This is a genomic window from Nocardia sp. NPDC047038 (genome assembly GCF_040644075.1).
Taxonomy (GTDB): Bacteria; Actinomycetota; Actinomycetes; order Mycobacteriales; family Mycobacteriaceae; genus Nocardia; species Nocardia sichangensis.
Genome location: NZ_JBEYVQ010000009.1, coordinates 241,095 through 264,126, shown reverse-complemented (window position 1 = coordinate 264,126; position 23,032 = coordinate 241,095). Strand labels below are relative to the sequence as shown.

Below are 23,032 nucleotides of genomic sequence, written 5' to 3'. Positions count from 1 at the left end.
AGCGGGTTCGAGGCCTGCTCGCCACCGCCGAAGTCGAATTGGCCATCGCCGACGCGGATTCCGGAGCCGAACTCCCGGTACCGGTGGTGGTCTCACCGCACGATCCCGACCTGATCCGGCACGCGCCCGACGATCTCGGACTGCCGGTGCCCGCCGCGGCGCTCGCTTACGTGCTCTACACGTCGGGGTCGACGGGCGCGCCGAAGGGCGTGGCGATCGAACACGGTGGCGCCGCCGCGTTCGTGCGCTGGTGCCACGCCGAATTCGACGAAAACGAACTGTCGGTGGTGCTCGCGACCACATCGATCGGCTTCGATCTGTCGATCTTCGAACTGTTCGTTCCCCTGACCCGAGGGACGACGGTCGTCCTGGCCGAATCGGCGCTCACCCTGGGTGAATCCGGGCGCACGCCGTGGGCGGGGCAGGCGACACTGTTGAACACCGTGCCCGCCGCGGTCGAGGCGCTGCTCGACGCGCGCGCCATCCCCGCGGGCCTGCGCGCGGTCAACCTGGCAGGCGAACCGCTGACCGCCGACCTGGTGCGCGCTCTGCGCGCGGCCCACCCCGACGCGAAGGTCCGCAACCTGTACGGCCCGTCGGAGGCCACCACCTACGCCACCCGCGCCGTCGTACCCGAGACGGTGGGGGCCACACCGTCGATCGGCACCGCGATCACGCCCGCCGCGGTCTGGGTCGCCGACTCCGCCGGCCGCCCCGTACCGCCCGAAGTCATCGGTGAGGTGGTGATCGGCGGCCACACCCTGGCCCGCGGCTACCTGCGCGATCCCGCGCGCACTGCGGCGAACTTCCGCCCCGATCCGCACGCGCACGGACGGCGGGTCTATCACACCGGCGATCTTGCCCGCCGCCGCGACGGTCGCCTGTTCTTCCTCGGTCGCCGCGATACGCAGGTGCAGGTGCGCGGGGTGCGTATCGAACCCGGCGAGGTGGAGGCCGCGCTTCGGCGGATTCCCGGCGTACGCGGCGCGGCCGTGGTGGCGTGCGGCACCGGCGCGCACCGACTGTTGGTCGGATTCGTCACCCACGCAGACGAGGTCGCCCCGGTGGCCGCGGACGTGTCCGCGCGGTTGCGCGACATGGTGGCGGCGCCGCTGGTGCCCGCGCGCATCGTGATCGTGGCGCAACTGCCCCACACCGGCACCGGCAAACTCGATCGGGCGGCGCTGATACGACTCGCCGAATCGGCGCCCACCTCCGGCGCGGCCGACCGTCCCTCCGGTTCGGCGACCGAAGACGCGGTGGCGCGGGCATGGTCGGCGGTGCTCGGCCGCGACACGGTCGATCGGCATCGGGGATTTTTCGAAACGGGAGGCACGTCCTTGCTGCTCCTCGGATTGCAGACGCGGTTGCGCGACGGACTCGGGCTGTCGGTGACCCTGGTCGACCTGTTCCGGTATCCGACGGTCGCCGAACTCGCCGTATTCCTCGACGGCTCCGACCTCGCCGACGACTCGGCGCCGCTGTCCACGGCCCAGGCCCGCGGTCTGCGCCGCCGTGCCGCGGCGCGGGCGCGTCGAACGGAGGTCGCGCGATGATCGAGTCGATCGCGGTCGTGGGTCTGGCCTGCCGGTTCCCCGGCGCGGCGGACGTGACCGCCTTCTGGGACAACCTGCTCGCCGGGCGGGAAGGCATCACCCGGTTCGATAAACCCGACGGCACGACGGATCCGCGGTTCGTCGGGGCCGAGGGCAAGCTCGACGACATCGCGGGCTTCGACGCGGAGTTCTTCGGCTACTCGCCGCGGGAAGCCGCGATCATGGATCCCCAGCATCGCGTCGCGCTCGAGACCGCGTGGGCGGCGTTCGACTCCTCGGGATACGAACCGTCCGCGGACCTCGGCCCGGTCGGGGTATTCCTGGCCTCGGCGATGAGTTCCTATCTGATCCGTCAGCTGCTGCCCGACCCCGACCTGGTGCGCCGCGTCGGCGGGCTGTCGCTCCTGGTGCACAACGACAAGGATTTCGCCGCCACCACCGTCTCGCACAAGCTCGGCCTCACCGGGCCCAGTTACGCCGTCGGGTCGGCCTGTTCGTCGTCGTTGGCCGCGGTGCACCTGGCATGCCGCAGCCTGGAATCGTTCGAATGCGATATGGCGCTGGCGGGCGGGGTGTCGCTGCTGGTTCCGCAAGGACAGGGCTACGTCTACGCCGAAGACGGAATCTATTCACCGGACGGGCGCTGCGCCCCCTTCGACGAGACCGCGCGGGGCACGGTCGGCGGCAGCGGCGTCGGGGTCGTTCTGCTCAAACGCCTCTCCGACGCGGTCCGCGACGGGGATCGGGTGCACGCGGTGATACTCGGATCGGCGGTGAACAACGACGGGGCCGCAAAGGCCGGATACACCGCGCCCAGCGTGACCGGGCAGAGCGCGGTGATCGCCGAGGCCCACGCCGCCGCCGGTGTCGGCGCCGACACCATCGGCTACGTCGAAGCACACGGCGCCGGTACCGAAGTGGGCGACCCCATCGAGGTGGCGGCGCTGACCCGTGCCTTCCGGCTGGGCGGGGACCGCACCGGCTATTGCGCGCTCGGTTCGGTGAAATCCTCCATCGGGCACCTGGACGCCGCGTCGGGCATCGCCGGACTGATCAAGGCGATACTCACCGTGCGCGACGGAATCATCCCGGGCAGCCTGCACTACCGCCGCGCGAATCCCCGGATCGACTTCGCCGCGACGCCGTTCTTCGTCGCGGACGCCACCGTGCCCTGGCATGCGGCGCAGCCGCGGCGCGCCGGGGTGAGTTCTTTCGGCGTCGGCGGCACCAACGTCCACGTGGTGCTCGAACAGCCGCAGGCTTCGGAGCCGCCGCCGGATCGACGGCGCGGAGTGCACACGCTGATGCTCAGTGCTCGTACCGAATCCGCGTTGACGGCGTCGGCGCGCGAACTCGCCGACTACCTGCGCGCGCGGCCCGAGATCGATTCGGCCGATGTCGCGACGACACTGGCGGGTAGGCGGCCCTTCGGTCATCGGCTCGCGGTGCTTTGCCGTGATACCGGGGATGCCGTGACCGCGTTGGATCGGGTCGCGGCGGGCGAATCGCCGGAACCTACCGGGGCACAGGAACTTCCGGTGTTCGCCTCGCGCGCGGACGCCGCAGCCCCTCGGCCGGTCTTCGTCTTCCCCGGTCAGGGCGGCCGCTACCCGGGCATGGCAATGGAGTTGGCGGAGCGGGACGCGACCTTCGGCGCGCATCTGGACGAATGCGACCGGCTACTGAGCGCGCTCGGCGTCGACCTGCGCGCCGAACTCGCGCGCACGGAGACGCCGGGTGCTCCCGCGCCACACGAGCAGGTGGCACTGTTCGCGGTCGAGTACTGCCTGGCGGTCACGTTGCGGGACTGGGGGATCACGCCCGCGGCGATGCTTGGGCACAGTCTCGGCGAGTACGCCGCCGCCACCGTCGCCGGTGTGCTGAGCCTGCCCGACGCGGTGCGCCTGGTATCGGCGCGGGGTCGCCTCGCAGCGGCACTGCCGCCAGGACGCATGCTCGCGGTGTCGCTCGATCCCGAGCGGTTGCGCGAACTGCTGCCCGAGGGTGTCGAGATCGCGGCCGTGAACGCGGTGGACCGATGTGTGGCGGCGGGCGATCCGGCCTCGGTCGCCGCGCTGGCAGCCGAGCTGGCCCGGCGCGAGGTACCCGCGCGGCTGCTGGACATCGAGCACGCGTTCCACACCGCGGCCGTCGAGCCGATGCTCGGCGCGTTCCGAGACGAACTCGCCCGGACCGAGTTCCGGGCGCCGACGATGCCGTACGTCTCGAGCGTCACGGGAACCTGGGCGAGTGGAACCCGGGTTACGACACCGCGATACTGGCTCGACCAGTTGCGCGCCCCGGTGCGCTTCGGGGCGGGGCTGGCCCGCTGCCTCGAGCCAGGGGCGGCGACGCTGATCGAGGTCGGTCCGGATACCGGGCTGGCGCGCCTCGCCCGCAGATTGCCCGGCGAACCGGAGCATCGGGCGGTCGCCTGCCTGCCCTCGGCACGAACCGGCGGGCGCGGCCGCGAGGTCGACGCTGTCGTTGCGACGGTGGCCGCGTTGTGGACGGCCGGATGTCCGGTGGACCGCGCGGCATTCCAGCGCACCGAACAAACCCGCCGCACCTGGCTGCCCGCCTACCCATTCCAGCGGCAGCGCTATTGGATCGACCCGGAGTCACCGACGGAACCCGCGAGCGTGCCAGATTCGGCTGCCGCCGCGAACTCCGCCGTGGAACGTGCGAGTGTGGCGGATTTGGCTTCCGCCGCGCGACCCGCGGGTGTGGCGGACTCGGTTCCGGACGCGATCGCTGCCGCGCGAGAAGCTCTGTTCCGCAATGAATTCGGGATAGTTCGTGGCATCGACGAATACGCGGGGCTGCGTGCCGGGTTGACCGACCTGTGTGCGGCGCTGGCCGATCGCTATCTGCGCTCGACCTGCGCGCCGGGAACGCGCGCGGCGCTGGGGGTACGGCCCGAGTTCGAGCGGTTCCGCGCCTTCCTGGTCGAACTCGCCGAATCGGCGGGGGCACTGAGTCGTTCCGGTGACACCATCGTCTTCACCGATCCCTCGCCGCTGCCGGACCCGGAGGAGCAGGCCGCGCGGATCGTGCGCGAGCATCCGGAATTCACCGGGATGGTCGAACTGCTCACGCATTGCGCCGCGGCCTACCCGGTGGCCCTGTCGCGGGCGGGGGCCGCGCTGGGCGTGCTGTATCCGCGCGGTGACGCCGAACTTCTCGAGCGCACGTTGGGGGAGCGGACCGTGGAACACCGGGCCACCATTCCGCTGGTGCGGGCCGTCGCCGCGATGCTCGACCGGCTCGACGGTCCCGACGCTGTGCGCGTTGTCGAGATCGGCGCCGGGGCGGGAACGCTGACCCGGCATCTGGTGTCGCGGGCGGCGGGACGGCTGCGGTATCACGCCACCGACATCTCGCCGGTATTCACCGACCGGATCGCCGCGCACGCACGGCGCGCGGGACTCGAACACGTCGACACCGGAATCTTCGACATCGCGAAAGACCCTGTGGCGCAAGGGATGTCGGAGCTCGCCTACGACCTGGTGTGCGGGTTGGACGTGGTGCACGCCACCCCCGACATTCCGACGGCGCTCGCGCATCTGCGCGCACTGCTCGCACCCGGCGGTGTGCTGGCGCTGATCGAGACCGTCGCCGACGACCCGTGGGTGTCGATGATCTGGGGTCTGTCGCCGGGCTGGTGGGACCATACCGACGGAATGCGCCGCACCGGCCCGCTGCTGGACTCGGACGGTTGGCGCGCGGCACTCACCGTCGCCGGTTTCGACGAAGTCGAGGCGCTCACCCCCGCAAGCGGGCCGCGCGACAGTGTGCTGCTGTTGGCGCGCGCACCCGTGGCGTCGGAAAGCACTGTGCCGCAGAGAGAGCGCCCGGATGTGACGGACTGGGGATACCGCCCGAGTTGGCGGCACGCGCCCGCGCTCCCGACGCGAGATCCGGATATCGCGGGGATCTGCCTGCTGTACGAAGCGGATGGGGGCGGTCCGGTGGGCGCGGCGGTCGCTGCCCGACTGGAGGCGCTCGGCGTGCGGGTGATCCGCAGGGACCCGAACGCGGAACTCCTGCCGGAGGACACCGCGGACGTCCAGTTCGTCGTACATCTCGCGGCCCTGGACGCGGCGCTCCGCACCGGACCGAGCGCGGACCCCGTCGCGGTGTCGCAGGCACAGGACCGCGGACTGCACAGTCTCATTCGGCTGGCGCGGGCGCTCGGATCGCGTCCGCGACACCATCCGGTCCGCTTGGTGGTGGCTACGGCGGGGACCCAGGATGTGCTCGGCGATGACCTCGCCCATCCCGAATACGCCACGGTCCTGGCCGCGGTGAAGGTGCTGCCGCGCGAATACCCCTGGCTCGCCTGCACGGCTGTCGACGCGCAGGCGCGCGGATTCGATCCCGACGAATTCGCGGGCTACCTCGTCGCGGAACTGGCGTGCGCCGCCGAGTCCGCGATCGTCGCCTACCGCGGCAGGCGACGCTTCCAGCCCGATCACCTGCGGTGCCCGCTTCCGGCCGCGGATATCCCGTGGCCGCCGCGCCGGGACGGTGTCTACCTGATCTGTGGGGGGCTCGGCGGAATCGGCACGCACATCGCCGAATTCCTCGGCCGTCTGCCCGCGCGCGTGGTGTTGCTGCGACGGCGGGCATTCCCCGAGGTCGAGCAGTGGTCTCGGTACCTGCGCGAGCACGCCGAGGACGATCCGGACGCGATCGCCATTCGCCGCCTGCGGGCGATCACCGACGCCGGTGGCGACGTACTCGTGGTCCGTGCCGACCTGACCGACGCCGCCGCGGTGCGGGCCGCCGTCGACGCCGCCGAACGCCGCTTCGGCCCGATCACTGGAGTCGTGCACGCGGCCGGAGTGCCCGACCTCGGCGGCATGGTGCAGCGCCGCACACACGCCGACACCACCGCGGCGATCGCCGCCAAGGTGCAGGGCACCGCGGTGCTCGATGCGGTACTCGGTGATCGCGCGCTCGACTTCTTCGTGCTCTGCTCGTCGCTCGGGACGGTGCTGCACAAGCTGAAGTTCGGCGAGATCGGCTATGTCGCGGGAAATGAGTACCTACAGGCCTTCGCCGCGGCCCGATCCGCGCGTCGCGCGGGCCACACGGTGGCTATCGCCTGGACCGACTGGCAGCACTCGGGGATGTGGGCCGCCGCACAGCGACGGCTGGCGCGACGCTACCGCGTCGACGATCGGACGCCCCCGGGGGCAGAACCGCCGGTGCGCCCGTCCGATGATCTGCTCGGCGCGCTGACACCCGAACAGGGTGTCGAAGTGCTGCGCCGTGTCCTCGACCACCGGCTGGGTCCGCAGATCCTGGTGTCCACCCGCGATCTCGGTGATCTGCTCGACCGCCACCGGGACTTCAGCACCGGGGATCACCTGGGCACGGTGAGCAGACTCAGCATGGCCGGTGGGCACCGCAGGGACAGATTGCACGCGAGTTACGCCGCGCCCGCGTCGGAGACGGAGCGAACGCTGGCCCGGTGGTACGCCGAATTGCTCGGCTACGACCGGATCGGGCGCGATGACGACTTCTTCGCGCTGGGCGGCGACTCGCTAGTGGCACTGCGGCTGCTGGCGATGGTGCGCGGTGAACTCGGCGCCGAGGTGTCGGTAGCCGAACTATTCGAGCGGCCGACCGTGGCCGGGCTCGGCGCGGCGGTCGCCCACGCGACCGGGGTGGGTATCGACCGGGACGAGGTGATCCTGTGAACGGCGCGTCAGCGGACATCGCGCAATTCCTGGCCGGATTAGCGGCCAGAGACGTGATCGTGACCGCGACCGGTGATCGATTGCGGTGCAGCGCTCCGCGCGGCGGGCTGAGCGATGAACTACTCGCAGCCATCGGGAACCGCAAACCGGAAATCCTCGCGCACCTGCGCGGCCGACACACCGTGACGCGGCATGAGGGCACGCCGCCGCTGTCGTACGCGCAGGAGCGGTTCTGGCTGCTGCACCAGTTCGATCCCGGCGGCAGCGCCTACCATCTGCCGTTGCGCATCACCTTGCGCGGCAAACTACAGGTTGGCGCGCTGCGGTGGGCGCTCGGCGAGATCGTGCGCCGCCACGACGTGCTGCGCACCCGATATGTCGTTCGCCGCGGCCGACCGGAACCCGTTGTCGGGGAGTATGTCGCGCCGCCGCTGCCGGTCACCGACCTGTCCGGGCTGCCCGCGGCGAGCGCCGCGGCCGTGTGCGCGCAACTGGCGGCGGCCGAGGCGATTCGCCCGTTCGATCTGGCCACCGGACCCGTCCTGCGCGCCCGGTTGCTGCGCCACGATCCCGAGCGGCACACCCTGCTGCTCACCCGTCATCACGTCGCCTGGGATGGCTGGTCGCTCGGGGTGCTGTTCACCGAACTCGGGTCCGCGTACGCGGCCCACGTCCGCGGCCGTCCCCCGGTGGTCGCCGAACTACCGGTCCGGTACGGCGATTTCGCCGCGTGGCAACGCGCCCGAGTGAGTTCCCTCGATCCCGGTCCCTGGCGCGAATTCGATTCGGCGCCAACGAGCTACGACCTGCTCGACCCCGTCGATCCCGACGCCGGACCGACCGCCGCGCGGGTGCTCGGTTCCGAGGTGGCACTGCGGACGACCGCGGGGTTGCGCGAGTGGGCGGCCGACGCACAGACCACCGTTTTCACGGTGTTGTTCGCGGTGTACGGGCTGGCGCTGGCGAGTATGTCCGGACAGCGCGATCTGGTGATCGGCACCCCGGTCACCGGGCGCGCGGCACCGGAACTGGAGCCGATGATCGGATGCTTCGTGAATACCCTTCCGGTGCGGCTGGATTTCACGGGCTCGGGCACTCTGCGGGAACTGGTGCGGCGGACGCACGACACGGTGCGCGTCGCGCTGGCCGGACAGGACATGCCCTTCGAGCGGGTGTTGGAGTTGGTGCGACCGGAGCGCGCCTTGTCCGCCAACCCGCTGTTCGAAGTGGCGTTCGCGTATCAGAACACCCCGGCCCACGCGGTCCGCCTGCCGGGCGTGGCCGCCATGGTCGAGCCGTCGCCGCCGGTCGCTCCGAAATTCCCGTTGCTGCTCACCGCCACCGACAACGTGGAGACGATCGATCTGGAGTGGGAGTTCGATCCACGGCGGGTGCCTGCCGGACTCGCCGAGGAGTTGCGGCGGCGCGTGCACGAGATCCTGCGCGCGGGCCTACGGGATCCGCGCACCAGGCTGTCCGACCTGGAGCGCGCGCTCGGTGCGGCGGAATCGGATTCCACCGCGGCGGTACCGCCGCCTGCGCGGACACTGACCGATCTGGTCGCCGCGACCGTCGCTGCGACACCCGACGCGATCGCCGTGTCCTGTGGTGCGCGACAGCTGACCTATCGGGCACTGGCGCGGCGGGCCGATCGACTGGCAGACACACTGTGGCGCAGGAAAATTCGGACCGAGGAACGAGTGGGCCTGCTGGTCGATCCCGGTATCGATCTGGTGGTGGGCGCCCTTGGCATCCTCCGCGCGGGGGCGGCGTATCTGCCGCTGGACCCGGACGACCCGCCCGAGCGCGTCCACGCGATCCTCACCGACGCCGCGGCCCCGATGGTCGTCACCGACAGCGCGGACGCCGCGCGCGAGTTCGAGCGCCACGGTATCGGTTGCCTCCGTATCGACCGGCTTGAAGACCCGACCGAGGCAGGCCCGACCGCGCGGCCGCGCCCGGCCCTGCCCGCCAACCTCGCCTACGTCGTCTACACCTCCGGCTCTACCGGGGAACCCAAAGGCGTCGCGGTAACCCATGCCAACGTCACGGCGATGCTCGCGGCCTGTCGCGGGGCGCTCGCCGAGACCGCGGCGCCCCGGGTCTGGGCACTGACGCACAGTGCGGCCTTCGACTTCTCGGTGTGGGAGATGTGGGGCGCGCTCACCTCGGGCGGGCGACTGGCGATTGTGCCGCCGAAGGTGCGCCGCGACCCCACGACGCTGTGGCGGCTGATACGCACCGAACGGGTCGCGGTACTCGGACAGACGCCGAGCGCATGGCGCTACCTGCAACCTCTGGTGGCCAAACAGTGTAGCGGCGCAATGGAATTGGTCGTCCTCGGCGGTGAGGCGCTCGCGGTCGCCGACCTGGCCGCGTGGTTCGACGCGGCCGATGGGCGAGCCGCGCGCCTGGTGAACATGTACGGGATCACCGAGACTACCGTGCACGCCACCCACCGCACACTGCGCCGCGCCGATGTCACCGGCGCGGCCCGCAGTCCGATCGGATCGCCGCTGCCGGGGCAGCGGGTGATCGTGGCCGACGAGGTCGGCGGGCGGATGGCGATCGGCGGCAGGGGCGAAATCGTCGTCGGCGGTGCCGGTGTGGCGCGCGGGTACCTCGGCCGTCCCGGTCCGACGGCACGGCGGTTCCGTCCCGCCGGGGATGGTGCGCGGGTATATCGGTCCGGCGATGTGGCGCGGGTGCTGCCCGGCGCCGAACTCGACTACCTGGGGCGGATCGACCAGCAGGTCAAGATCCGCGGTCACCGGGTGGAGACGGGCGCGATCGAGGCGGCCGTGCTGGCACATCCCTCGGTCGGCTCCGCCGCGGTGGTCGCGCGGGTGCGGGACGACCACGCCGAACTGATCGCCTATCTGGTGTCCGTCGACGGGATGGACGACGCTGCCGCGGCCGCACCGCGGGCGCGCACGGCCTTGCGCGCATTCCTGGCCGATCGGCTGCCCCGGCACATGATCCCGGCGCATCTGGTCTTCGTGGATCGAATTCCCCTGACCAGGAATGGAAAACGCGATGTCGCCGCGCTTCCGCAACCCGCGGCGCGTACACCGGGTTCGAGGCTCGCCGACACCGCGACCGAGCGGCGGGTCGCTGCCATCGTGTCCGAGACCCTCGGCGTCGGGGTCGTCGGAGCGCACGACAACTTCTTCGACCTCGGCGGGGATTCGCTGCGACTGATCCAGTTGCACGCCCGCCTGATCGAGGCATTCCGGGTGGATCTGCCGGTACGTCGGATCCATCGCTCGCTGGATGTCGCCACCCTCGCCCGAACGCTGGACGAGGAGCTCGAGGAGCAGGCGCGCATCACCGAGGCCGACATCCTCGAAGCCCTGCGCGAGGCCGAAACCCACGCCGACCTCGTCGCCGAACCGCGCCCGCCCGCAGAAGAGGAACCGTGATGGCCGTGAACCACACGCGCACCATCGTCGACGTCGCCCGTGCGCACGCCGAGACGACTCCCGACCGGCCCGCGTATCTGTTCCTGCCCGATGGGCGAGAGGAGGGCAGGCGATTCGATTTCGCGGCGATCGACCTGCGGGCGCGGGCGATCGCCGCGGTCCTCACCGACCGGGGCACGGCCGGACGACGGGTCCTTGTCGCCTATCCGTCCGGTGCGGCCTACGTGCAGTCGGTGCTGGGCTGCCTGTACGCGGGGGCGATCGTGGTACCCGCCGACGCGCCCGACCGCCCGGCGAGCGCGCGGCGGCTCGCGGCGGTGACCGAGGCCGCGGCGCCCGCGCTGATCCTGGCCGCGCGCACCGCGCCGGACAGCGGCGGCGACGAACCGGGCGGGCATCGACTCGATGTCGCCGACGTGCCCGACGACGCGGCCGCCCACTGGCGGCCGCCCACGCTGCACGACACCGATCCGGCGGTGCTGCAATACACCTCGGGTTCCACCCGCGCGCCGCGCGGTGTGGTCGTGAGCCACGCCAACATCATGGCCAACGAGGACGCCATCCGCCTGGCCTGTGGCCACGACCGGGAGTCCACATTCGTCGGCTGGCTGCCGCTTTACCACGACATGGGCCTGATCGCGAATGTGTTGCAACCGCTGTTCCTCGGCGCACGGTCGGTACTGATGCCGCCTGCGGCGTTCCTCGGCGACCCGAGCCGATGGCTGCGCGCGATCGACAGATACCGCGCGCACACCAGCGGCGGACCGAATTTCGCCTACGAGCTGTGCGCCGCGAAGATCACCGAGCGGCAGCGGTCCGGTCTGGATCTGTCCGGCTGGCGGGTGGCGTTCAACGGCGCCGAGCCGGTGCGCGCGGCCACCCTGCGCAAGTTCGCGGAAAAGTTTGCGCCGAACGGTTTTCGCGATGCGGCATTCCTGCCCTGCTACGGTCTGGCCGAGGCGACGCTGATGGTGGCCGCGGCGCCGAGGGACGCCCCGCCGACGGTGCTGCGCGCCGACGCCGCGGCATTGCGGGCGGGCACCGTCGAACCGGCGGTCCACACCGATGCCGCGGATACCGAATTGGTCAGCTCCGGCCGCGTCGTACCGGGGACCGAGATTCGGATAGTCGACCCGGACACGCTGAGTCCGTGCCCGGACGGTGCGGTGGGCGAGGTGTGGGTCCGCGGTCCCGGTGTCGCGGGCGCGTACGCGGACGATCCAGAGCAGACGCGGTCGGTGCTCGCCGCACGGATCGGCCCGGACGGTCCCTACCTGCGCACGGGTGACCTCGGTTGCCTGCGCGCGGGCGAGTTGTATGTCACCGGCCGGTGCCGGGACCTGCTGGTGGTGCACGGCGCCAACCACTACCCGCACGATCTGGAATGGACCGCCGAACAAGCGAATTCGGCACTGCGACCCAGCTGCGGGGCGGTCTTCGCACTGTCGGACACGTGGGAGGGCCCGGCGCGGGGAATCGCGCTGTGCTACGAGCTGCGTGCCGAGGTCGCGGAACCGGCGCGGGTGGCCGACGCAGTGCGGCGGGCGATCACCCAACGGCACGGTGTGGTCGTCGACGAGATCGCCTTCGTCGCTCGGGGCTCGATACCGAAAACCACCAGCGGGAAGGTTATGCGGCACGCGTGCCGGGCCGCCTACGCCGCGGGCACACTGCCGGTCATCGCGCGGTTCGTGTTCGACTCCGCCGCCGCGGCGCCGAACCTGCCTGCGGCGGCGGAACTGGCCGGGCTACCCGATGCCGAACGGGTCGTCGTGCTGGCCGCGGCGCTGCGGGACACGTTGGCGCATCGGGCCGGTGTACTCGGCCCGGTGTCGCTGGACGACCCGCCGGTATCGCTCGGCGTCACCTCGATCGCCCTTGTCGAACTCGGACATCGCGTCGACGCCGAATACGGGGTGACGATCGACCAGGCCACATTGCTGTCGAATATCTCGATCCGGGAGCTGGCGACCCGGATACTGACGACGACCGCGGAGCCGGTCGCCCGGGTGGAGCACGACGCCCGGTGGCGTCCGCTATCCGGCGCACAGGGGGCACTGTGGTTCGAACAGCAGGCCGTGCCCGGCTCGGCCGCCTACCATCTGGCCCGTGCGCTGTCCTTCGACGCGCCGCTGGATCCGGCTGCGTTGCGCGCCGCGGTCTACGCGCTGATCGACCGGCATCCCCGGTTGCGCACGAGATTCGCGGTCCGCGACGGCATCCCGATGTCGAAGCCCGACGGCCCGCGGCCGGAGCCGGTGGTCGAGCAGGCCGCCAACGACGACCCCGAGGCGTTCGCCCGGCGGCTGGCCGATCACGCGGACGAGCCGTTCGACCTCGCGGCGGGTCCACTGTTGCGGATCGTGCTGTTGCGCCGAGGCGCGCGCGGAGACGTCCTAATGCTGGTCGCCCACCATCTGATCGTCGATTTCTGGTCTCTGGTCGTGCTGATACGGGAGCTGGGCCGGGGATATCGCGGCGAACCGCTCTCCGGTCGCGCCGGCGCGGGCGAATCCGACGTCGAGCCCGGTGATTCCGAGATGGCGTTCTGGCGCGACCACTTCGCCGACGCGCCGACCATGCTGGATCTGCCGCCCGCGCGCCGTCGGCCGCTGCGACGCACCGCCGAGGGCGCGACCCACATCTTCCGGCTGCCCGCGCGATCCACCGCCGCGCTGCGCGCCTCGGCGACCGCGCAGCGCAGCACGATGTTCACCGCGGTGTTCGCGGCGTGGCGACTTCTGCTGCACCGCTATTGCGCGCAGCCCGATCTGACCGTCGCCACCGTGACCGCGGGGCGTGCCGCGGCCGAGGACGCGGACGCGATCGGCTACCTGGCGCGGGTGCTGCCGATTCGTTCCCGCCTGCGCCCCGGCGAATCGGCGCGCGAGCTGATGCGACGCGCCCGGCGCGAAGTCCTCGACGCGCTCGCGCACACCGGTGTGCCGATGGATCGGCTTGTCGCGGAACTCGATCCGGTACGCGACCCCGCGCGGCCGACGCTGGTGCAGGCCATGTTCGTGATGCAGCAGGAGCACGGATCGCCCGAGGACGGCCTGCGAGCGCTGGCGCTGGGCGTACCGGGTCCCCTGTCGTTCGCGGGCCGGACCGCCGCGGTGATTCCGGTCCCGCGGCGCTGGTCGCAACTGGACCTCACGCTGTCGGTGGCCGAGATCGACGGCGAACTGGTCGGTGTCTGGGAGTACCGGACCGACCTGTTCACCCCCGCGACGATGGACGCGCTGAGCGCGTGGCTGCTGCGGGTTCTCGAGGTGATCGGCCGCGATCCGGGCCGCTCGGTCGATGAGATCGACCCGCCGGGCCACGCCGCTCGCCGGACGCTGAGCGGGCCGCGTCGATCCCGGCCCGCGCACGCGGGTTTGCACGATCTAGTCGGCGCGATCGCGCGATCGCGTCCCGACGCGATCGCGGTCGTCGCGGAGACCGCCGACGGCGAGCGGGTCATCAGCTACGGCACACTCTGGCGGCGGGCGACCGCCCTCGCGGCCGCGCTGCGGGACCGGGGCATGCGACCGGGCGAGCCGGTCGCCTTGTTGCTGGAGCGCGGCGCGGATCTGCCGATCGGCTATCTGGCCGTGCTGGCCGGCGGCGGCGCGGTCTTACCGCTCGATCCCGCCGATCCCGATCGGCGGCTGGCGGCCACCCTGGCCGACAGCGGCGCCCGACTGATCCTGACCCACCCGACGCTGCTGCGGCGGGCGAGCGGATTCGGCATCCGCGCGATGACGACGGCAGAGGCGACGCCGGGCCGGGAACTGGTCGCGGCCGTGCATCCGGAACAGACCGCTTACCTGCTGTACACGTCGGGCTCGACGGGTGCGCCCAAGGGCGTGCTGGTTCCCCACCGCGGCATCGTCAACCGGATCCAGTGGATGCGAGAACGATTCGGCGACGAAGCCGCCGCCGCGGTGCTGCACAAGACGCCGGTCACCTTCGACGTGTCGGTATGGGAGCTGTTGTGGCCCCTCGTATCCGGTGGACAGGTGGTGATCGCCCGGCCCGGGGGGCATCGCGATCCGGTTCACCTACACCGGCTCATCACTCGGCACCGGATCTCCACGGCGCATTTCGTGCCGTCGATGCTCGCGCCCTACCTCGCCGAGCGTGCCCGCGACGGTTCGGCGCGGTATCCGCTGCGGGTGCTGTGCAGCGGTGAGGCGCTGGCGCCGGATCTCGTGCGCCGCTTCCACGCGACCGGCGGCGCGGCGCTGCACAACCTGTACGGCCCCACCGAGGCGTCCATAGACGTCACCGAATGGGAGTGTGTGCCGGGAGAATACGACGCGGTGCCGATCGGACGGCCGATCGCGAACACCACCTGCGCGGTGGTCGACGCGTCCGGGCGGGCGGTGCCGGATCTGTTCGTCGGCGAACTCTATCTGGGCGGGGTCGGCCTGGCCCGCGGTTACGCGAACCGGCCCGCGGCGACCGCGGCGAGTTTCGTCCCGGATCCCGCGCTCCCGGGCGCGCGACGCTACCGTACCGGCGATCTGGCCCGGCGCGACGCGGACGGACGGCTGGAGTACCTGGGCAGGCGTGACGATCAGGTGAAGATCGGCGGTGTCCGCGTCGAGCCCGGCGAAGTGGCCGCGATGCTGCGCGGACGCGCCGATATCCGCGACGCGGCGGTGGTCGCGCGCGCCGACCGGTTGATCGGCTACGCGGTCGTGGAACCGTCGGAAACCGTGGTGACCGGCGAACACCTGCGCTACTGGCTGGCCGACCGGTTGCCCGGCGCCCTGGTACCCGCCGCCGTTGTGCTGCTCGACGCGTTGCCGCTGCGTTCGAGCGGCAAACTCGACCTCGGCGCCCTGCCGGAGCCGTCCGCGCGGCGCGCGGTCGCCGAGACTCCGTCGACGGCGACCGAATCCAGGCTGGCGGCGATCTGGTCGGAGCAGTTGGGAGCGGCCGCGATCGATCTCGGCACCGATTTCTTCGCGCTCGGCGGCGATTCTATCCGCGCGATCAGGGTGGTCGCGGCCGCGCGCGCCGCCGGGTTCGCGGTGACCGTCGCCGAACTGCTCGAACACCGCACCGTCCGCGCCGTGGCGCGCCGCCTGGACGATCCGGACCGCCGGGAGTCCGATGAAACGGGGGTGGCGACAGCACCGTTCGAGTTGTGCCCGGAAGCGGCGCGACGACCGGGTGCGCAGGACGCCTACCCGATCAGCATGGCGCAGCGGGCGCTGTTGTTCCACCACGACACCGACCCCGCCTACGAGGTCTACGTGACCAGCATCGCCGTGCACCGCCCGCTGGACCGGGCACGCCTCACGGCCGCGACCGGACGGGTGATGCTACGGCACCGGTATCTGCGTTCGTCGTTCGACCTGGTGAGCTACGCCGAACCGGTGCAGGTGGTGGCGACCGAGGTGGTCACCCCACTGAGTTTCGTCGATCTCACGGCGGCGGCCGAGGCCGAGACCGAGTTCGCGCGTTGGCTCGAGGCCGAACGCGGGCGCGGGTTCGATCTCGAACGCGGACCGCTGGCTCGCTTCACGGTGCATCTCCTCGGCGCCGAATTCCGCTTGACCATAGCCAGTTTCGGTCTGGACGGCTGGTGCGTCGCGACGGTGCTCACCGAACTCCTGCGCGACTATGCGGGTGCGCGGATCGCCGCGCCCGACGTCGACTACCGCGATTTCGTCGCGCTGGAACGTGCGGCTCTCGCCTCACCCGAACACCGCCGGTTCTGGGCGGGGCAGCTCGCGGACGCCGAACGCTGCGCGCTGCCGCGCCTGCCCGGATACCCGCGCCCGCGCCGCGCGCTGGAACGGCAGGCCAGGCGGGTCGTCGCGATCGACGGCGCGGTCCGCGACGCGCTCGACGAACTCGCCGCGACACTCGGGGTCGGTCGCAAACACGTGCTGCTCGGCGTTCACCTCGAGGTGCTGCGGGCGCTGACCGGCAGTGCCGAGGTACTGACCGGGGTGGAATGCCACGGTCGCCCCGAACGCGCCGACGGTGACCGGGTGGTCGGCGTGTTCAACAACATCGTGCCCCTGCGCGTCGCGGTGGACGCGGTGGACAGCCGTGCCGAACTGGTGACCTCGGCACACGCGGCCGAGGCGGCGCTGTGGCCCTTCCGCCGGTATCCGCTGGCCCAACTCCAGCGAGAGCACGGGGCCGCGCGGCTGTTCGACACGTTGTTCGCCTACACCCATTTCCACGTCTACGAGCGGCTCGACGGGGTGTCCGTCTCGGATCTGCGCGCGCCGGATCAGACCTACGTGCCTTTGACGGCCCATTTCAACACCGACGCGTGGTCGGGCGAGCTGCGGTTGCTGCTCGACGTCGATCCGGCCGAATTCGGCGCCGAACAGGTCGAATTCATCGCCGCGTGCTACGAGGGCGCCCTGGTGGCGATGGCCCGTTCGTCCTCGGACCGCCCCGGCGACGTCGTGGATTCCGCGCGCGCGTCCGCACCGGCTGCGGCGTCCGGCCCGGCGCACGTGGCGGCGCTCATCGGCGCGGCGGTGCGCCGCGCACCCGACCACATAGCCGTGGTCGAGGCCGGTGCGCATCTCAGCTACGCCGGTCTGTGGGCGCGGTCGGCGCGACCCGCCGCGGCGCTGCGATCGGCCGGGATCGGCCGTGACTCGGTGGTCGCCATCCCGGGCACCCGGCGCGTGAAGACCGTGATCGCGCTGCTGGGAGTCCTGCGTTCCGGTGCGGCGTACCTTCCGCTCGATCCGCGCCAGCCGCCGCACCGCCTGCGCGAGTTGTGCCGCGCCGCGTCGGCATCGGTGCTGATCCCGTCCGGGGCGGCGCCGGAGTGGGCGCGGGACCTGCCGATCGTGCGGTCCGACGACAGTGTCCGTCCCGGCGTCCCGATACCGCGCGGTCGGGATCATGGGCTCGAACTCGCCTGTGTGATGCCGACTTCCGGTTCGACCGGCACGCCGAAACTGGTCGGCGTTCCGCATCGCGGGCTGGCGAATTACCTGCGCTGGGCCGTCGAGCACTATCGGATCGACACCGACACCGTCGCACCCGTCACCTCCCCGCTCGCCTTCGACCTCACCGTCACCGCGCTGCTGGCCCCGCTGACGGCGGGCGGCACGGTGCACCTGTATCCCGACGACGATCCGGGCACCCTCGGGCGGGCGCTGGCCACCGGACGCTGCACCCTGGTGAAACTCACCCCGACGCACCTGTCCGCAGTGGTGGAGCAACTCGGCGCCGACGCGCGCACCGGGCTGCGTACCGTCGTCGTCGGCGGAGAACAGTTGCACCTCGCGCATATCCGGGGGGTACGGACGATCGCACCGGATGCGACGGTGTTCAACGAGTACGGGCCGACCGAGACGATCGTGGGCTGCACCGTCCACGGCATCGCGCCCGGGGCGCCCGAGCCCGCCGAAGGTCCCGTGCCCATCGGACGGCCGATCGCGGGTGCCGATGTGCGAGTGGTCGACCATCGGCACGAGGCCGCGCCCGGCGTCGCGGGAGAGTTGTACATCGGCGGAATCGGCACGACGCGCGGCTATCTCGGCGCGCCCGCGGCGACCGCCGCGGCCTTCGGGCCGGATCCGCACGCCACCGGCGCCCGTCGGTACCGCACCGGCGATCTCGGCCTGCGACTGCCGGACGGAGATCTCCGGTATCTCGGCCGCGCGGACCGACAGGTCAAGATTCGCGGGCACCGGGTGGAACTCGGCGAGATCGAGGCCGCGCTGATGGCGCACCCCGAGGTACGGCAGGCGGTGGTGCTCACCTCACAGGGCCCCGGCGGCAGGTTGCGCACCACTGCCTACTGGGTGGGCGATGCCGACGGGACCGAACTGGGCGCGTGGCTGCGGGGGCGACTCCCGCACTTCGCGGTCCCCGACCAGTCGGTGCGGGTCTCTCGGCTGCCCGTTACCGCGAACGGCAAGGTCGATCACCGCGCACTGCCCGAATCGGCGCGATCGGGCCGGGCGGCGGCGCTGGCCGAGCGGATCGCGACCCTGTCCGCCGCCGAAGTCGAACGGCTGCTGTCGGACGCGCGCGCCACCGCCCGAACCACTGGAACAGGAGAAGCCTGATGGCAGAGGAGATCCGGCGCGCCGATAAGCGCGCCGAGTTGCTGGCACTGTGGCTGGCCGACGAAACACTGGTTCCCGAGGCCGATCCCAGCGACGCCGCGTATGTCGCGCCGCGCACCGCGGTGGAGCACACGCTCGCCGACCTGCTGGCCTCGGTCCTCGAAGTGGCGCCGGTCGGCATCGACGACGACTATTTCCGGCTCGGCGGCGATTCGGTGCACGCGGTGGTGATCATCGCCCGCCTGCGCGCGGCCGGATGGCAGCTGATGGCCCAGGATCTGCTCGACCACCGAACCATCCGGGCGGTGGCCGATCTCGTCGAACCGATCGATTCGCATCCGGAACCCGCTGCGGGAGAACCGGTTCAGGATCTGCCGCTGGGGCCGATGCAGCAGGGCATGCTGTATCACTCGGTCGGCGGCAGTTCGCCGGGCGCCTACGTGGTTCAGGTCGATTGCGTCCTGCGCGGACCGCTGGACGAGGCCGCCTTCGCGCTGGCCTGGCGGCGGGTGGTGGCCGCGCATCCGGCGCTGCGGGTCGGTTTCGGCTTCGCCGACGGGGCCGCACCGCGGCAGGCCGTGCGCGAAACCGTGGAGTTAGCGCTCGAATTCGTCGATCACCGTGGGATGGAGGAGGCGCAGCGCGCCGCCGAGCTCTCGCGATTCCTCGACGCCGATCGGGATCGTGGTTTCGACCTGTCCGCGCCGCCGCTGCTGCGGCTGACGGTATTCCGCGAATCCGAGCGGGTGCGGCGCTGCGTGTGGACACATCACCACCTGATCCTCGACGGCTGGTCCCAACAGTTGGTGTTGCGCGATGTCTTCGAATGCTACGACGCCGCGCTGCGCGACGTCGCAGTCCAGGTGCCGCGGCGAGCGGACTTCTCCGACTATCTGCGGTGGTATGCCCACCGCGACCCCGACCGCGACGAACGGTACTGGCGGGGCCGCCTGGCCGATCTCGCTGGCCCCACTCCCATCGCCGGTCCCGGATGCGTCGACGGCCGGGTGGTCGCGGTGCGTAGAGAGGAAGCGGTGCTGCGTATTCCGGACGAACTCGCCGCGGCGGTGCGGGCCCGATGCCGGGAGACGGGTGCGACCTTCGCCGCCGCCGTCATCGGCGGTTGGGGGCTGTTGCTCGGCGCGCTGCACGAACGCCGGGACGTGGTCTTCGGTGTCACCGTGTCAGGGCGGCCCGCGCAGGTTCCGGGCGCCAATGACATGGTCGGCATGTTCGTCAACACCTTGCCGCTGCGGTTGGGTTTCACCGACGCGACGGCGGTGCGGGATTGGCCCGCGCGGACCGGCGCGGGCATCGGAGAACTCGTCGAACACCAGCAGGTTCCGCTGAGCTGGGTGGAGCGGGCCGCCGGGGGCGGTCGATCGGGCCTGTTCGACAGCATCGTCGTGGTGGAGAATTTCCCGCCGCGCATCGATATCGACGCACCGTCGGCGCGACTGCGGGTGAGTGCGGTGCGGGCCCACATCGATGAGGGCTATCCGCTGGTCCTGGAGGTGGCGGTGCGTCCGACACCGGTGCTGCGGGTGCGCTACGACCCCGCTCGGTTGACTCGCGCGCGCGTCGAGACGCTTTTGGCGGCGCTGCTCGACTACTCGCAAACCTTTGCCGCCGAGCCGAATACGAGTCTGGGCGCGCTGACCGATCGGATGAGCGAGCGGTTGACGCGACAGCGCGACGACGCGGTGGCGGCACGGCGAGAACGTTCACTACAGGGGTTGGCCACCGCGCGCAGGCGGGTCGCGGCATCACTCACCCCGGGATCGGAAGGAAAGCGATGATGCGAACAGTGGTGACGGGCGCGGGCGGCTTCATCGGAAGTCATCTAGTGCCCTATCTTCAGCGGCATGGTTGCCGGGTGCGCGGGGTCGACCTGAAGTACCCGGAATTCACCGAGACTACCGCCGACGAATTCGTCCTCGCGGATCTGCGGCAGCCCGACGCCGCGGCCGAGGTGCTGGCGGGCGCCGATGTGGTGTTCGCGCTGGCCGCGAATATGGGCGGGATCGGCTGGACCCACGCGGCGCCCGCCGAGATCATGCACGACAACCTGCTGATCTCCACGAACACCGTGGAGGCCTGCCGACGGTCGGCGACGAGCACCCTGGTGTACACCTCCTCCGCGTGCGTCTATCCCGGGTATTTGCAGAATCGCCCGGACGCGCCCGCACTGCGCGAGGCTGACGTGTTCCCCGCCGATCCCGACATGGAATACGGCTGGGAGAAGCTCACCACCGAAATCCTCTGCGACAGTTTCCGCGCGGCGCACGGGATGGATATCAAGATCGCCCGGCTGCACGCGATCTACGGTCCGTGGGGCTGCTACGAGGGGCTGCGCGCCAAATCGCTGTCCATGCTTTGCGGCAAGGTGGCTCGCCTGCCGAGCACGGGCGGCGAGATCGAGGTCTGGGGCGACGGGCAACAGACCCGCTCCTACTGCTACGTCGACGATTGCGTCGAGGGACTGTGGCGGCTGTCGCGGTCGAGCGCGCCGGCGCCAATCAATCTGGGCTCCATCGAACGCGTCACGATCGCCGATCTGGTGTCCCGAATCGCGCACACCGCGGGGAAATCCGTCACCTTCCGGTACCTGCCGGACAAGCCGGTGGGTCCGCTCGGTCGCAGTTCGGACAACGACCTGTGCCAGGCGACATTGGGCTGGGCGCCGCGCACCTCGCTGGCGGACGGATTGCGGCACACCTACGAATGGATCGAACGCGACGTCACCGGAACCCGCGATCTCGTGCGGGGCGGTGCGTGATGGATGATCGGCAATCCGCGGGCCTGCGGTTGGCCCGGCTACTGCTCGGGCATCTGACCCGCTACCGGGACGCCCGGCTACAGGACGCGGCCACTCGGGCGCTGCGTGACGAGCGCGACGAGTGGATCGTGTCGACGGTCAACGCGAGCCTGCGGGCGCGCAGGCGGGCCCACCACCTGCTGCGCCTCGAGCCGCGGCGGCTCGGCTCCCGGCTGCGCCACCCCTGGCGGCCCGACGCCGGGGCGGGCCCGACCCGGTCGTTGTCGCTGCTGTGCCCCACCCGGGAACGGGTCGACAACGTGAGCGGCTTCCTGGACAGCGTGTGCCGCACCGCGGCGGCGCCGGGCCGGATCGAGGCGCTGTTCTACGTCGACGACGACGATCCCCAACTCGACGCCTATCGGGAGCTGTTCGCCCGCAGTCGGGTTCGTTTCGGCGCACTCGGGCGGTGCGATCTCGTCGTCGGTCCACCGATCGGCGTACCCGCGGCGTGGAATCGGCTGGCGCGCGCGTCCACCGGCGATCTGCTGATGATGGCGAACGACGATCAGGCCTACGTCGACTACGCCTGGGATCAGATCCTGGATTCCCGCGCGGCCCATTTGGCCCGGCTGTACCCGGACGAGGTGTGGTGCCTGTACTTCGACGCCGGTCAATATCTCGACGGCTCCTGCGATTTCCCCATCCTCAGCCGCACCTGGTACGAGACGGTCGGCTACTTCACGCCGGAGATCTTCCGGCAGTGGGAGGTGGAGATCTGGCTGTTCGACATAGCCGAGCGCGTGGGCAGGCTGTTCCCGGTGCCGGGGGTGTTCGTGGAACACCTACACTATCAGGACTACAAGGCTCCGTTCGACGCCACCTATCAGCGGCATCGCCTGACCCGCGATACCTCGTTCGCCGATCACGCGCTGTTCCTGCGGACCCGGGATCAGCGCGCGGCGGAGGTGCGAAGGCTGCGCCGGGTCATCACCGGGGACGGGTCAGCTGCCGCGTCCGAGATCGCTTCCCCCGAACTGTGGTTCGGCGCCGAATTGTCCGGCGGTCACGCGCGTTTGCGCGCGGAGGCGGAGCGACTCGACGCGCAGGCCGAGCGCACGGCGGGCCCCAAGGCCGGTGGGTGGCGGCGTATCCCGCTGTTCGCGTCCGGTGCGTGGACGGAGACGGCGTTGCGGATGTGCCCCGCCACGGTCGCCACCGTCTCCGCTATCCCGGAGGCGCTGCTGTTGCCGGACAGCACCGTGGAACTCGCGATCCTGCCGCCGGGTCCGTGCCGAGCGGGCGACAGCGGCGCCTCCGGTACGCGGGTCGAATTCGGTCTCCAGGTGCCCGAGGGGGCGGGAATGCGGGTGGACGCCGCGACGGTGTCGTGGCGTGCGGGCGAGTGCGTGGCCTTCGACGCGGGTGCCGCGCGGGTGGCCTGGAACGACTCGGCGCAGCCGCTGATGGTGCTGACCTTCGTCGTGCCGCGGCCGGAAAGGTCGACGACCGGTGGGGAACTGGTGAGCTGACATGTGCG

7 protein-coding genes (1 of these 7 running past the window's edge) are annotated in these 23,032 nt (G+C 71.3%); all 7 read left to right on the top strand.

The window, feature by feature from the left end; genetic code table 11:
• Tightly spaced (each overlapping or abutting the next), the 7 genes in view from ABZ824_RS27280 to ABZ824_RS27250 form a layout consistent with a single transcriptional unit that may run on beyond the window.
• A protein-coding gene (locus ABZ824_RS27280) for an amino acid adenylation domain-containing protein (RefSeq protein ID WP_356966278.1) crosses the window boundary here: on the top strand, nt 1-1,556 show its end. The gene continues 1,621 nt to the left of window position 1, outside the view; the window shows 1,556 of its 3,177 coding nt (coding positions 1,622-3,177); the start codon falls outside the window, past its left edge; its stop codon occupies nt 1,554-1,556.
• Nucleotides 1,553-7,264, top strand: a complete 5,712-nt coding sequence (locus tag ABZ824_RS27275) for an SDR family NAD(P)-dependent oxidoreductase (protein ID WP_356966276.1) — start codon at nt 1,553-1,555, stop codon at nt 7,262-7,264. Before ABZ824_RS27280 ends, ABZ824_RS27275 begins: the two co-directional genes overlap by 4 nt.
• Complete coding sequence (locus tag ABZ824_RS27270) at nt 7,261-10,686, top strand: amino acid adenylation domain-containing protein (protein WP_356966274.1); 3,426 nt, start codon at nt 7,261-7,263, stop codon at nt 10,684-10,686. Before ABZ824_RS27275 ends, ABZ824_RS27270 begins: the two co-directional genes overlap by 4 nt.
• Nucleotides 10,686-18,734: an amino acid adenylation domain-containing protein gene (locus tag ABZ824_RS27265; RefSeq protein WP_356966272.1), complete on the top strand. Its 8,049-nt coding sequence runs from the start codon at nt 10,686-10,688 to the stop codon at nt 18,732-18,734. Before ABZ824_RS27270 ends, ABZ824_RS27265 begins: the two co-directional genes overlap by 1 nt.
• A complete protein-coding gene (locus ABZ824_RS27260; RefSeq protein ID WP_356966270.1) occupies nt 18,734-20,533 on the top strand; it encodes a condensation domain-containing protein in 1,800 nt (599 codons plus the stop codon). The genes ABZ824_RS27265 and ABZ824_RS27260 overlap by 1 nt, the downstream gene beginning before the upstream one ends.
• Nucleotides 20,530-21,513: an NAD-dependent epimerase/dehydratase family protein gene (locus ABZ824_RS27255; RefSeq protein ID WP_356966268.1), complete on the top strand. Its 984-nt coding sequence runs from the start codon at nt 20,530-20,532 to the stop codon at nt 21,511-21,513. Before ABZ824_RS27260 ends, ABZ824_RS27255 begins: the two co-directional genes overlap by 4 nt.
• Nucleotides 21,513-23,024 carry an aspartyl/asparaginyl beta-hydroxylase domain-containing protein gene (locus ABZ824_RS27250; protein ID WP_356966266.1) on the top strand — a complete coding sequence of 504 codons (1,512 nt, stop codon included), beginning with the start codon at nt 21,513-21,515 and terminating at the stop codon, nt 23,022-23,024. The genes ABZ824_RS27255 and ABZ824_RS27250 overlap by 1 nt, the downstream gene beginning before the upstream one ends.
• The last annotated feature ends 8 nt before the right edge of the window (nt 23,025-23,032 follow it).

Coding starts and splice junctions, on each gene's coding strand:
- ABZ824_RS27275 (WP_356966276.1), top strand. CDS start 1,553: ATGATCGAGTCGATCGCGGTCGTGGGTCTGGCCTGCCGGTTCCCCGGC.
- ABZ824_RS27265 (WP_356966272.1), top strand. CDS start 10,686: ATGGCCGTGAACCACACGCGCACCATCGTCGACGTCGCCCGTGCGCAC.
- ABZ824_RS27260 (WP_356966270.1), top strand. CDS start 18,734: ATGGCAGAGGAGATCCGGCGCGCCGATAAGCGCGCCGAGTTGCTGGCA.
- ABZ824_RS27255 (WP_356966268.1), top strand. CDS start 20,530: ATGATGCGAACAGTGGTGACGGGCGCGGGCGGCTTCATCGGAAGTCAT.
- ABZ824_RS27250 (WP_356966266.1), top strand. CDS start 21,513: ATGGATGATCGGCAATCCGCGGGCCTGCGGTTGGCCCGGCTACTGCTC.